The organism is Acinetobacter silvestris, from assembly GCF_002135235.1.
In the GTDB taxonomy this organism is placed as follows: Bacteria; Pseudomonadota; Gammaproteobacteria; order Pseudomonadales; family Moraxellaceae; genus Acinetobacter; species Acinetobacter silvestris.
Window position 1 is genome coordinate 224,820 of record NZ_NEGB01000002.1, and the last position, 14,701, is coordinate 239,520.

The 14,701-nt window shown below is 37.1% G+C and carries 10 protein-coding genes; 1 reads left to right on the top strand and 9 read right to left on the bottom strand.

Annotated features, from left to right (window positions below; all coding sequences use genetic code 11):
• Positions 1–4 precede the first annotated feature (4 nt).
• The 4 genes from B9T28_RS04400 to B9T28_RS04415 form a co-directional block, all read right to left on the bottom strand.
• Positions 5–934 carry a LysR family transcriptional regulator gene (locus B9T28_RS04400; RefSeq protein WP_086202740.1) on the bottom strand — a complete coding sequence of 310 codons (930 nt, stop codon included), beginning with the start codon at positions 932–934 and terminating at the stop codon, positions 5–7.
• 209 nt (positions 935–1,143) lie between these two features.
• The gene (locus B9T28_RS04405) at positions 1,144–1,971 is read right to left on the bottom strand and encodes an SDR family oxidoreductase (RefSeq protein ID WP_086203038.1); all 828 of its coding nucleotides are present in this window, start codon (positions 1,969–1,971) and stop codon (positions 1,144–1,146) included.
• 396 nt (positions 1,972–2,367) lie between these two features.
• Positions 2,368–3,204 carry an SDR family oxidoreductase gene (locus tag B9T28_RS04410; protein ID WP_086202741.1) on the bottom strand — a complete coding sequence of 279 codons (837 nt, stop codon included), beginning with the start codon at positions 3,202–3,204 and terminating at the stop codon, positions 2,368–2,370.
• A 30-nt stretch (positions 3,205–3,234) separates the two neighbouring features.
• A complete protein-coding gene (locus B9T28_RS04415; protein ID WP_086202742.1) occupies positions 3,235–4,743 on the bottom strand; it encodes a flavin-containing monooxygenase in 1,509 nt (502 codons plus the stop codon).
• 109 nt (positions 4,744–4,852) lie between these two features.
• On the opposite strand from B9T28_RS04415, the gene B9T28_RS04420 reads away from it, so the two are divergent.
• Positions 4,853–5,482 (top strand): TetR/AcrR family transcriptional regulator, encoded by a 630-nt coding sequence (locus B9T28_RS04420; protein WP_086202743.1) that lies wholly within the window; start codon positions 4,853–4,855, stop codon positions 5,480–5,482.
• Between the two features lie 45 nt (positions 5,483–5,527).
• Here B9T28_RS04420 and blp2 read toward each other — a convergent pair whose 3' ends face one another.
• From blp2 to hrpA, 5 genes are all read right to left on the bottom strand, one after another.
• Entirely contained in the window at positions 5,528–7,801 is a 2,274-nt protein-coding gene (gene blp2, locus B9T28_RS04425) for an Ig-like repeat protein Blp2 (protein ID WP_086202744.1), read from the bottom strand.
• A gap of 313 nt (positions 7,802–8,114) precedes the next feature.
• Entirely contained in the window at positions 8,115–8,513 is a 399-nt protein-coding gene (locus B9T28_RS04430; RefSeq protein WP_086202745.1) for a GFA family protein, read from the bottom strand.
• Between the two features lie 19 nt (positions 8,514–8,532).
• A complete protein-coding gene (locus tag B9T28_RS04435) occupies positions 8,533–9,321 on the bottom strand; it encodes a lysophospholipid acyltransferase family protein (RefSeq protein ID WP_086202746.1) in 789 nt (262 codons plus the stop codon).
• Between the two features lie 27 nt (positions 9,322–9,348).
• Positions 9,349–10,464, bottom strand: a complete 1,116-nt coding sequence (locus B9T28_RS04440) for a beta-ketoacyl-ACP synthase III (protein WP_086202747.1) — start codon at positions 10,462–10,464, stop codon at positions 9,349–9,351.
• Positions 10,465–10,510: 46 nt separating this feature from the next.
• A complete protein-coding gene (hrpA, locus tag B9T28_RS04445; RefSeq protein ID WP_086202748.1) occupies positions 10,511–14,365 on the bottom strand; it encodes an ATP-dependent RNA helicase HrpA in 3,855 nt (1,284 codons plus the stop codon).
• Between the last annotated feature and the right edge of the window lie 336 nt (positions 14,366–14,701).

Below are 14,701 nucleotides of genomic sequence, written 5' to 3' on the forward strand. Positions count from 1 at the left end.
CTTTTTAAGCAGTAGGTGGATCCATTAAAATAGGTGCATTCACTTGACTGAAAATTTCATAAAACATGTGCCTTAACCATTGATGGCTGGTTTTATGATGACAAGACATGTGCCAATACTGCTTAACGGCATAGGTTGGGAAAGCAATTGGCGCATCAAAAATTTGTAAATTACCTCGCGATAATAAAACCTCACTTAAGTAATAAGGTACTGTAGCAATCGCATCCGTTTCCTGTACTACTAAGCCCACGCCCAAGTAACTTGGAATACGCATTAAAATATTGCGTTGCAATTCTAAATTTAACAACTCATTTTCAATATGGTAATGCCCAAAGCCTGCATCAATATCAATATGTGATTCATTTAAATACTGTTCAATCGTTAAATTATTACTTTGTAATCGAGGATGGTTTTTCGATGCAATCACCACATAGTACTGCTCAAACAATTTTTGTTGATAAAAGCCATTTTCTAATTGGGGTAAAAAACCAATCGCTAAATCAATTTCACCATTTGCCATTTGATAACTTGTTTCAGAAGTAATCGCCCGAATATTCAATTTAATGTGCGGAGCATGTTTTTTTAAATACTGCGAAACTTTAGGTAAGAGTACCAAATGTGAAACATCAGTCATGGCAACTGTGAACTGTTGATGTGATGCCATTTCATCAAAATTAATCGTAAAATTATTGATAATTTCAACTTTGTTGAGTGCTTCACTCACCAAAGGGAATAACTGTTTAGACAGTTCTGTAGGAACCATCTCATTACCAATTCTTAAAAATAAGGGGTCATTATAGTGCTGTCTAATTTTATTTAAGATGTTACTAACGGTTGGCTGGCTCATTGCTAAATGATCAGCTGCCATAGAAACACTTTTAAACTTATAAATATAATAAAATATACTGAGTAGTTTACAGTCCAATTCAAACACGAATAAATGTCTCGCTTACTTTTAGGGATGATCAATACAATATCATCTACCCTTTTCTTATTTTTTCCAATGCTAAAGTAAGCAAAGTGTTTAAAATTAAAACAAAATCTACATTAAATAAATATCTATTGCAGATAAATTTACAACTAACTTTAAAAACAAGTAGATAAGCCAACCTTATCTACTTGTGAATATCTCATTAAAATATTTTATGCATCAACAAATAGATCGATCATCAGGTCTTCTTCAGAAGATCCTTCACGATATTGCTCAAAGTCTGTAACACCAACTTCTCTTAAAATTTCTTCATCAATTAATAATCGACCAGAAATCTTACGCTTTTCACTGGTTAAAATGCTATATGCAGCATCTGCCATAATACTTGGTTTTCTGGCACGGCTCAGCAACTCTCGCCCACCCAGTGAGAATTCAATCGCAGCAGTCGCAATAATTGTTTTTGGCCAAAGTGAATTTACACTAATTTTATAATGTTCAAATTCTTGACTCATGCCAATAGTCAGCATACTCATTCCATATTTACTAATGGTATACGGCGCATAAGAAGCAAACCATTTTTCATTTAAATTTAAAGGCGGTGATAAACTTAAAATATGTGGATTTTCACTCTTTTTCAAATACGGTAATGCTGCTTGACTGCACACTAAAACGGCACGCGTATTCACCTGATACATTAAATCAAAACGTTGTGGATCCAGTGTTTCTACGCCAGATAACTTAATCGCACCCGCATTATTGATGAGGATATCGATACCACCAAATTGATCTGCAGCTTGTTTCATTGCAGCCTGTACAGCCTGTTCATCTCTCACATCGAGTTGAATTGCTAAAGCCTGTCCACCTGCTGCTTCAATTTCTTTCGCAACTGAAAAGATTGTGCCTTCTAGTTTTGAATGTTCAACAGCTGTTTTTGCTGCAATCACAACATTCGCACCATCTTGCGCTGCTTTCAGCGCAATTTCACGTCCAATCCCGCGACTTGCACCAGTAATGAAGAGTGTTTTACCTTTTAGTGACATAATATCCTCTTTGTTTTTATCTGCACTGTAACTCATTCTGAAAAATCAAAAGCGTTGAGTTCAATATTCCGAGTAACATCTTTAATTACGATATTCCTGAATTACCTACTTAATTTATATTTAAGTATGCATTTGAGTGTAGTGGACTTATCAGTTTATTGATAATACTGGCGAGTCAGCCGTTTTATATTAAAAGGTAGTCTAATCTCGGCAGAATCAAGCTAAGCTAAAAAATTTGTTTTTAATTAAATTTGATTTAACATCATCATCTAAAAATTGTAAATACAGTAAGACACTGTTATACATGACATATATAACTTTTAAACTAGACTGTAAATCCTAAATAGCCCACAGATCTTTCCATGAGCTCACATATTTTAAATATTATAGTATGGCTTATTTAGCCAACTCATTAATTCTATTTGCATAGCCTGAATGTGCTTGATGATCCAGTTTCGTTAAAATACCATCATCCCCTAGCATCCGTCGTGCACCTCTTTGTGCCCATTGTGGTAAAAGCCCATAAGCACGATGTACCGATTGTAAATAATCAGGTACTGCAATAAATAGCTGAGGTTTAAGTAAAGCACTCACAACTGCATGAGCAACCTGTTGCGGCGTTACAGAAGGAATGGTCTTACTCGCTTGATCTGTACCTGTAGTCAATTCCGTCAAGACTTTACTGGGCATAATTGCGGTAAATTGAATCTTAGAGTTTCGGTATTCGCCTGCTACCGCTTCTGTTAATCCAACCACAGCAAACTTGGTGCCAGAGTAAACAGCTGAACCTGGTAATGCAAAACGCCCTGCTAATGATGCAATATTCACGATATGACCTACGCCATTTTTCAATAATTCAGGTAGTGCCAATTGCATACCATAAATCACACCACGAAAATTAATATCAATTTGTGCATCTGCCAATGCAGGTTCTTCATCTAAAAATGCACCCATCGGCATAATACCGGCATTATTGATCAGTGAATATAAACTGCCATAGTACTGAATCGTGTTATGGATAAATTGTGAAAAAGAATTTCGATCACGGACATCAACGTAGAAAGCCTGTGCCCCGATACGCTGTGCTTCCCTCTGCGCAAGTTCTAAGTCAATATCGCCAATACTGACTTGTGCACCTTGTTGAATGAGTGCTTCAGCTGTAGCCAAGCCTATACCACGCGCAGCGCCTGTAATCGCAATGACTTTTCCTTTTAATTTTTGTTTTTTATACATTTAATTCTCCTTCGTGTCTTTACTTATTGATTAAGCTGTATCTTTAGACTTTGCCTCTACATGCTCATCGATCAGGTACTCTTTTAAATTAAAATACTTCATCTTTTCACGCAGTTTAAATGTCGTCCACGGCCAAACGGTACTATTTCGCCCATTACGATCGATAAAATAACTCTGACAGCCCCCTTTATTCCATACGGTCGTCTGTAATGCTGCCTGCACTTTTGTATTAAATTTTTGTGTAATTTCAGGATTGGGTTCAATCGTTTGAATTCCTAATTCAATCGCTTGTTTCAGTGCATCAATAATATATTTCAACTGTGCTTCAATAATAATAAAAGCAGATGAACTCACTGCAACATTGGGTCCAAACATCAAGAATCCATTCGGACAATTTTCAACCATTGTTCCCATATATCCTTCTGGGCTACCCTGCCAAACATCTGACATTTTTTGCCCAAAACGGTTATAGACACGTTGTGCGATAGGCGGTTCTGCAATTTCAAAACCTGTCCCTAAAATAATGACATCAACATCACAACTTTCTCCATTCGCCGCGATCAGTGTATTACCTTTAATTTCAGCTAAGCCACTTGCAATCACATCAACATTCGACTGAGCCAAAGCTGGATACCAATTGTTGGATTGGAGAATACGTTTACATCCAATAATGAAATTTGGCGTCAACTTCTCACGTAAAACAGAATCTTTAATCTGAAAATTCAAATGCCATCTCGCGAGCTTTTGGAACTGTTTCATCGCTGCTGGACTTTGAATCCCGCCATTAATGGTTTCAAAAATACCGTACACTGAACCACGCATTAGCTGCTGAGTCAGTGGTAAAAGTTTAAACATGGCACGAACAGGCGCAAGTAATGGCATATCTGACTTTGGTAAAATCCATTGTGCCGTCCGTTGGAACACTGTCAATTGCATTACTTTGGGTTGAATTTGTGGAATAAACTGAATTGCTGATGCACCTGTTCCTATCACAGCAACACGTTTTCCTGTTAAATCAATATCATGTCGCCATTGTGATGAATGAAAAATCTCTCCCTTAAATTTTTCAATTCCTTTTACTTTAGGCAATACAGGTTCATGCATTGGGCCACAAGCTAAAATTGCGAACTGAGAACGTAATTCACCATGCAGTGTATTAATAATCCAACACCCCTCTGCATCAGACCATTTTGCATCTAAAGCTTCATGGTTAAGTCTGACATGCGGCATAACTTTGTATTTATCGACAACATCCAACAGATATTGTTTAATTTCTGCCTGTTGTGCAAAGACTCTTGACCATGACGGATTTTGTTCAAAAGAATAGGAATATAAAGCCGATGGAACATCACAAGCACAACCTGGATAAGTATTTTCACGCCATACTCCACCCATTTCAGCTGCTTTTTCTAATAAGATAAAATCTTCAATGCCTGCTTCTTTCAGTTTAATCGCTGCACCTAAACCAGCAAAACCACCTCCAACAATAATGACACGATGATAATTTTGAGTATTTGAATATTTTTTTTGTTGTTCCATTTTAAAAATCGCTTAGACTATGTACGATAGGAATACATTGTCAAAATCGGAATGAGTTGTCAATTTTCTTGTAGGACACTTTTTATAATCATTTTGGTGTTTTTTGCTGATGAATGAGCAAGTAAGTTTAAGCCGTGCTGAACGGCAGCGGATACAGTTGCAAATCGACATCTTAGAAGCTGCATTTAGTGAATTTTCTGAGCGAGGTTATCACCAGACTGCTATTTCAGATATTGCCAAACGTGTCGGCATTGGACATGGTACTTTTTATCGCTACTTTGAAAACAAACGTGATATTTTGCAACATGTCATTTCTGATACTATGAATAAAATCATGGTGTTACTGACAGGAGATAATGCTCCTCAGGCCGTGAATAATATCGATGAATATCGTCAACAATGTGAGCGGATCTCTGAACGTCTGCAAATTTTTGCACAACAAAATCCTCTAACGCTAAAACTATTACTTTTAGAAGCAACTTCAATTGATCCTGAAATGACCCAGTATGTGCAAAACCTCCTTCAAATGGCAGGTTTACTCACAGCAAACTACTTACAACATGGCGTAGATTTAGGTTTTTTCCGTGAAAATCTAGATTGTGAAAATACGGGCCATAATATTATTGGCATGATTGGCAACGGCGCTTTACGTTTTTTAGCCAATCCTCATGATCTTGATGGGCTTCAAAAATACAGCGTATCAATTATTGATTTAATTATTTTAGGTATGAAAAAATAGGCAAATAAAAAGCACCCGCAGGTGCTTAAAACAGAATTTCCAAACTTACATAATCATAGAATTCAAATGTAGTGAATCTAACAAATCATCTCTTTGAGTTACGACCATCAAGTACGACAATATATTGCTATCAGACCTTGTAATAGCTTGGGCATTAATTTCATTCGATTGATCAAACTTATTTTCAACATTGTCTAAATCGGCATTAGTGTTATATATAACGTGATCAATAAGGGGGTCTAAATTTTGCGCATGGTTAATTTGATGATTACCCATCATCTCTGTTATTTGAAAAATTTCTGAATGATCAGACTGAATAGTTGAGTCATCTACACCATACAAATCCGAAGTGTCTAGAATATTTTCCAACGCATACATAGACGCAGGATTTGCAAAAGCATGCATCAATTCTGCGGTAGGATCAACCATAGGTGGTTCAGGCGCTACTACTGTAAAAAGGAATGGATCACTCACTAAACTGGTGTTGCCTGCTTTATCTGTTTGAATAATGGTAATGCTATGACTGCCAAGTCCTAAATCAAAATTAGGCGTAAATGACCAATCAACATTAGGCGTTGTACCACTTTTTACCGTGATTACCCCTAGTAATTTACCATTATCATAAATCGTTAATGTGGCATCTGGCTCTGCTGTGCCTGAAAGCAGCGGTTTCACATCATCTGTTGTTCCACCTGATTTAATTTCAACTAACTGATTCTCTAAATTATTAAAATCATCGGTCACTTTTGTAATGGTTGGCTTAGCTGGTGCTGTTACATCTTTAGTTCCCATTACAGTCGTTAAATCAGATTGATTACCCGCTGCATCAGTTGTATACACCTTTCCAAGTTGTTTTTCAGTTAATGCTTTCGACAACGTAATTGAGTACTTACCATCCGCATCAGCCGTTGCAGTACCTAATAAATTGTTATCTTTATCATATACAGTCACTTTAGCATGAGCCTCTGCCGTCCCTGTCACTAAATTACCCGCAGCATTTAATTCCGCAATCGCTTTCTCTGGTGCCAAAGTATCTAATCCAGCTTTAATTTCGAGAGGATTAGATTTATTACCAGCAGCATCTTCAGCCGTCAGTTTTCCAATTTGATCTGATGCTAGTGCAGGAGAAATTGTAATCGTAAACTGACCATTTTCATCCACGCTCCCTGAACCAATCAATTTACCAGCAGCATCGTGAATTTCAATTTTTGCATTGGCTTCTGCTGTTCCTTTAACTGAAGTTCCCGCTTTATTAATCTCAACCCTCGGAACTTCAGGCGCAATCGTGTCTTTACCTGCGATAATTTCATGTGGTTTGGATTTATTTCCAGCACTATCTTCTGAAACTACAGTTCCAATCTTGCCTTCTGTTAAGGCTGGAGAAACTAAAATGGAAAATATACCTTCATCATTGGCTTTTGCCATACCAATTAATTTTCCATCAGCATCATACACATGAATAACAGAGTTAGTCTCAGCCCTTCCTGAAACGACTGTGCCATCATCACTCAATTGAGCTTGCGGTTCTTCTGGTGCAATGGTGTCTTTATTGCCAGTGACAGCGGTAAATTTAGAAGTATTTCCTGCACTATCTTTGGCATTCACATAAACTTTATGACCATCTGTTAAAGCAGGGAATAATTCGATTGTGTAATGACCCGATTGATCAACCTTCGTGGTTGCTAAGACATTTTTATTGCCGTCTACCACATAAATGGTCACCCCGACTTCCCCAGTTCCAGTGATCATGGTTCCTGTATCATCTAGCTTCGCAGTCGGTGCATCGGGAGCCATAAAATCTAATTTTGGTGGTGAAGAGCTGCTTTGACCATTATCATCTAACAACAATAAGCCCAAGCCCACCGCGGAGATCACGCCTAATCCAGCTTTCACACTATTTGAAGACCATAAATTTGCCAAAGAAAAGTTGGCTTCGGGTTGTGATTGATAGGCTTCTAATTGATTCGCTGAATCGGCTATTGGGTTAGGATTAGACAATGTTTCTAACTGAGCTAAGCCTGAATAATTGGTAAAAGTTCCGTGATTATCAAAATGTGTTAGGGCAAAACTGCCATCTTTTTCAGGAAAAGTTAAAGAATGCTCAGTCAAAGCTGTTGTTTGAAAGAAGCTCTCTAAAACTATTTTTTCACCATTTTTTAAAGTAATAACAACATTATTGCCTTCTTTAATGATTGATAAAACCTCATCTTTCGTAACACCCACTTGAATAATAGAAGGTTGCGATAATATGACTGCTTTTGACTGAGTATCTTGTAAAAGTGTTTTATCTATTTTTGCAGCAACTATTATTCTTGGCATATTTCCCTCTATTCAAGTTTAAATTTTTACAAATTATGTGACTATATTACCCTTAACAAATCCATCACACATAGTGCTTAATTTTTAAATTAATTTTTAAAATCATAATTATATATACTTTTAATCTAAAAAATTTAATTTTGTATCAAAAATATGTACATCCCACACGTTCAATTTCAAGTCCTTTAAATTACTGTGCAAAATCTTCATCACAACTTGATCACTTCTAATTACATAGGGAACTGAGGATATTTTTTATAACATCAATGATTGTATTCCTAACCTAGCATCACCTAATTTCCCTCACTAGAAATTAGCTTTGTCCTTCAGAGAACTGAGTAGGATGATCAACTATTCCCAACCATGCTGCCTTATAAGTGGTATAAGCATGTGCACCAATTTTTGCATTTAATGGTTCATTTATAATGCCTACGCGTAAACGAATCACATCAGGTAAATCTAAGCGAGCACTAAACAATGGTGAAGCACAGTTTTTACAAAAGACCCGCTTCTTATTTTCTGTTGAAAAATATTCACCAAATGAATCCTGCCCTTTTATAATTTTCAAATCTTTAGTTTGAATAACAGCAATAGCCGCAAAGGCAGAACCTTGTGCTTTTTGACATTGCTGACAATGACACACAAAAACCTCTGAAATTTCAGTATTAATCTTAAATTGAACAGCACCGCAAAGACATGAAGCTGTATACATAAAGCCCTCTTATAATTTTTTAATTGGTTTGGTCAAGTTTTAAATGATCCGCTCGATATTGTTTTAGCCATTCAATTTCTGCATAAATCTGCTGTTGTAATTGCTCTCTAAATTCAATCATCTCATCCATAGACTGAATATGCTTCAGACTTAAACGGGGCAAAAATTTAAAATAGAATGGAATTCTTCTTGGAATGATACTTTTAGGAATGGATGGGATCATTTCCCCATGCCTTAATAATTTATCAATTTGAGGATAACTCAATAATTTTTGAAACCATTTTTGTTTGAGTAAGCTATTTGCATCCAAAGCTAAGTCAAAAACCTCATCACCACCTAAAGCGATAAAAGGGGCAATATCATAATCAAACTCTTGTGCAAGCTTTAAGAAACCATAACGTTGTTTCCAAATGAGCTGATACTCCTCGCCTTTACGTTTAACCACCTCACGCCCACCACCAGGAAACACTAGAATAGAATAGCCTTGCTGCATGGCTTCACGTGCATAAGCCTGTACACCATCAATAGCACCTACTCTTTTAACCATGTCTCGCCACAGTGGAATATGAAAATGCACATGATCCGCAAGGCTGACTACTGCAATTTTATGTTCATGGAATAAATAATCAATCAGCATAGGTGAGTCTAATACGCCATATATCGTATGATTTCCAACATACATGGCTGGTTGATTGAGTACAAGATTCTCCGCACCTAAATAGGTTGGCGAAAAATAAAAGCGCTGCAAACCACTGATTAGCCTAATGAGTTTAGGACTATGCATAATTTGCAACGCTTTTTGTTTCATCTTCTTTAGCCCAACGCAATAAAGAATTTAAACCACATATTTTTGTACTAAAATTGAACCCACTGAATATCCTGCACCAAATGAACACAATACGCCGTATTCACCATCATTAACTTGATCCGCAGTACGATGCAAAGCAATAATGACCCCTGCAGAAGAAGTATTGGCAAATTCATTTAAAATGATTGGTACCAATGCAGGATCTGCTTCAGCAATCTGCTTACCTACGACTAATTTTAGAATTAATTCATTCATACTCGCATTAGCTTGATGTAACCAAAAACGCTTCACGTTACTTGGTTGGATGCCATTCTTTTCTAACTGAGTGGTAATGATTTTTGCAACTAAAGGACAAACTTCCTTAAAGACTTTACGGCCATCTTGACGAAATAATTTATCATCTATAATTGCATCTTCACTCCGGTTTAAGAAACCAAAGTTATTGCGAATATTATTTGAAAATTGCGTGAATAAATGAGTATCTACAATTTCAAAACCAGTTTTACTATCAGTTTCTTCAATAATTGAAGCTGTAGCCACATCGCCAAAAATAAAGTGACAGTCACGTGAACGATAGTCTGTATGACCTGATGTAATCTCAACATTGACCAGTAGTACACGACGTGCACCAGTTTTCACCGCATCATATGCTTGCTTTAAACCAAATGTTGCCGCTGAACATGCAACATTCATGTCATAAGCATAACCTTGAATACCCAAAGCTGTTTGGATTTCGATCGCGACTGCTGGATAAGCACGTTGCATATTTGAACATGCCAAAATCACGACATCGATATCTTCAGCAGTTACACCCGCATTTTCCATCGCTTGTTTCGCAGCGATAACACCCCATTCTGCTTGAATAGAAAGCTCATCATTACTACGTTCTTTCAAATAAGGGCGCAAACGTTCAGGATTTAATACACCTGACTTTTCAATAACATAACGCTGCTGCACACCCGATGCTTTCTCAATAAATTCAGCACTTGAACCACGGCGAGCCGTTAACTCACCCGCTTCAATTTTTTCAGCATTTTCACTATTAAATAGTTCCACATAAGCATTTAAACTTTCAACCAACTCTTCATTGGTAATGACTTCTTGGGGATGAAACAAGCCAGTACCAGTAATACGGATGCCCATGTAAAACTCCTTTTCCTAATCTATTCAAACTTCAATTCAGCGTATTTTAACTGATTCCGAGACAATCCCATACTTTTTGTAATCTAGTTGGAGAAATTGGCATCTTTGTTTTCATAGGCTGAGAAAAAATGGAAATGCGAAACTCTTCAACCATGAAGTACAATTCTTTCAATCGAACATCATTTTTATACTTAAATAATTTATCCATCCACGGATCAATCTGTTTAATTGCATCATTATCTCTAGTTAGATTATGTGGCAAACGTTCTAAACGCAACAGCAAAGCTTTTAAATAGCGTGGAAACTCCTGCCAAACATCCGAAGATTTACTGTAAACAAAATTAGATAAGCTCATTAAATCCAGTTGATCTTCAATATCATCTATATTTTTTTCAAATATACCTTGATCTAACTGTAATAATTTTTGGCGAATTTCTTGCCATTGTATATATATTTCACTCATTATTTTCAAAGCATCTTGACCATGACGTAAGAAATTCTGTTTAACTTCGATTAATAACGTCTGAAATTCAGCCTCGTCAATCGGTAAATTACGAATAGACATTTGTAAGGTTGCATACACCAACATCTGCTCCAGTTGTGCTTTATCACCTAATGGCGAATAGGCTAAAGCCAATGGCTTAGAAATCTGTTTTTTCAATTGACGGATTAAATCCCCCAACTGCATATGAACCAACCGAAGTACGCCTTCACGATGTTGTTTAATCGCTTCTTTTTGATCATTAAAGGTTTGAATCACAATACCAGATTCATCTTTCGCATCGAGTTGGGCAAAGGCTTTTGTTGGAACCAATGCCTGATATTGCTTAACGATGACACCCGTCACTTTTTGTGATGCTTCAAATACGAACTTTTCAGGGAAAGCTTTGAACTCTCCTTTTAGCTGCTTCACAGGACTATGTGTTTCAGTTCGACAACGTGCTTTTAACTCTGCAAGATCGCGACCTTTTTCAATGATACGACCTTTTTCATCAATTACATGAATCAGTGGCATTAAGTATTGTTCAATTCGATCGACTGAAAAGTCTTTCTCGGTAATTTGATCACCACGAAGTTGAAATGCTAAATATTTGAATATATGTTCATGCAAATTGTTTTCATTGATCCCTTGCATTAATTTACGCGCAGTATCAGGAATCGGTACCAAATTTCGACGCTTATCTTTTGGCAATGCTTTAAGTAACGCTTCAATTAAATCTTTTCGCCAACCTGGAATGCCCCATGACCAAATGTTTTCATCAACTTGAGGCAGTGCTTGCACAGGAATTTTAACAGTTGCACCATCTTCATCATGACTTGGATCAAAACGATAGCTTGCTGCTAAACGTAATTGACCATTATGTAAATAATCTGGGAATTGTTGCGTTGTCGGGCGATCATTCATCCACAATGCATCATCATCTACAAATAAATAATGTGGATTTTCCGTTTCAATGGTTGCGCGCCAATCTTCAAAGCTACGGCGACTGGCAATCTCTGCGGGTACTTTAGCAGCATAGAATTGATAGATCGTTTCTTCATCGACGACTAAGTCACGACGACGTAATTTATCTTCAACCCGTTCCACTTCTTCTAGTTTCAGTAGGTTATGTTTAAGAAATGGTGGCGTAACACCTAAATTACCCGTAGTTAATGCATCACGCAGGAAAATTTCATGCGCAGCTTCAGCATCAACTTTTTCATAATTAATGGATTTTTTCGGTTCAATAATTAAACCAAATAATGAGATTTGGTCATAAGCATTGACAATCCCCGGTTTTTTCGCCCAATGCGGTTCAAAATAATGATGCTTGAGTAAATTGGGTGCCGCTAACAAAATCCATTCTGGTTCAATTTTTGCTAAATTACGTAAATAGACTTGCGAGGTTTCAACCATCTCAAATGCCATCACCCAAGAGGCACTGGTTTTATGTAAAGTTGAGGCTGGAAAAATTCGTGCCTTTTGTTGACGCACGGCCATAAATACATTGCGTTCATCGGTCTTATTGGCAATAAAAGACAACAATCCTGTCAGTAAGGCTCGATGTAAGTTTTCATAATTTGCTGGCTTATCATTCAAGGAAAGCTTTAAGCCTTTGGCTAAATCTAGCAATTGTTCATGGGTTTTTTGCCATTCACGTAGACGTAGCCAACTTAAAAAATGCTGACGTGCAAAATTACGGCGCTTACTCTCATTTAAAGTTTTACGATTTTCTTCTAATGTTTCCCAAAGCTTGGTGTAGAACAAAAAGTCTGAATCACCTTCTTTAAACAATGCATGCTTCTGATCAGCTTGAGTTTGTTTCTCCGCTGGGCGCTCTCTTGGATCTTGTACTGCCAGTGCAGCAACAATAATTAAAACTTCATTGAGTACGCCAAAATGGGCTCCACCTAAAATCATTCGAGCCAAACGTGGGTCAATCGGCATTTTTGCCATTTGCGCGCCAATTTTAGTCAGCTCATCTTTGTTTTCACTGTATGCACCCAGTTCAATTAAAAGTTTACGACCATCATTCACTAAACGATGATCTGGCGGTTCAATAAAATCAAAAGATTCAACGGCTCCAAAACCGAGGCTTTGCATTTGTAAAATAACTGAAGCCAAATTGGTTCGTTTAATTTCTGGTTCAGTAAACTCAGGACGTCCTTGAAAATCTTCCTCACTAAACAGTCGGATACAGACACCCGGCGCAATACGACCACAACGTCCTTTACGTTGATTAGCCGCTGCTTGTGAAATAGCTTCAATAGGCAGGCGTTGTACGCGAGAACGATAATTATAACGCGAAAGTCGAGCGAAACCACTGTCAATGACATAGCGAATATTTGGCACAGTCAGTGCCGTTTCTGCAACATTCGTTGCAATAATAATACGACGCCCACCACCACTTGGATTAAAAATTTTCTGTTGTTCTGAAATGGCTAAGCGTGCATAGAGGGGTAAAATTTGTGTATGACGTGGACCAAACTTCTGTAATGTTTCTTGTAATTCTCGAATTTCCTGCTCTGTACTGGAAAAAATAAGAATGTCTGCATGTTCAGGATGTCCTTTTGCTTCGGCATCTTTAAAACACTCTTCTACGGCTTGGACGACAGCACGCGGTAGATTTTCCTCAAAATCGTCAAATTCATCATCATCGCTGCCGCCAACACTCATTTCTGAGATTGGACGGTAACGCACCTCTACTGGAAAACTACGTCCTTCAACTTCAAATATGGGAGCATTATAGAAATATTGACTAAAACGGTTGACGTCTAAAGTTGCTGAAGTAATGATGATTTTTAAATCTGGGCGTTTTTTTACCAACTGCTTCAGATAGCCCATAATGAAATCGATATTCAATGAACGCTCATGCGCTTCATCAATAATAATCGTGTCATATTTATTTAAATAACGGTCATTGGTCAATTCTGCAAGTAAAATACCATCTGTCATTAAACGAACGATTGAGTCTTGCGAACCTTGTTCATTAAAACGAATTTTAAAACCAATCGATTCACCGAGTGGTTCACCCACCTCTTCTGCAATACGTTGTGATACGGTGCGTGCTGCCAAACGACGTGGTTGAGTATGACCAATCATCCCCGTTAAACCACGCCCCGCAAGCATCGCAATTTGAGGTAATTGTGTAGTTTTACCAGAACCGGTTTCACCTGCCACAATAATAATTTGATGTTTTTGGATAGCTGCAATCAATTTATCGGCATATTGCGTTACAGGCAAATCTTGATTCAGTCCAATATTTGGCAAACGATTGAAACGATCTCGAACTTTTAAATTTGATTTTTCAAACAATTCATCATATTGCTTTTGATCGGCGTCACCACCTTTACGAAGTCGATTTAAACGATGGCGATCGCGAACCATCACCATTTGATCGATATTTAAATGACTTAACACAGATGATGTATCCCAAAAGCAAAAGAAATTGAACTGCGCATTTTACGCTGTAATGACATGAAGAAAAAGGGATAGTGTTTTTATAAATTTTCTATTTTTTTAAAATTTACCCTTGAAATATAAGCATAGAGGCTTCATGTTGTATAGCGAGTTAAATAAAAGATTGTTTTGTCATTTAAACATCATATTTTTCATTCATTACTATATGGAAAGGTATCAGATGGACAGAATAATCAGAATTGATGGAATAGTGACTGGAGTCATACTAAATTCAATTTTCCGATTTTAGCGATGAAAAAATACTATTTCACCAATAACAAAAAATTCTTTATGCTA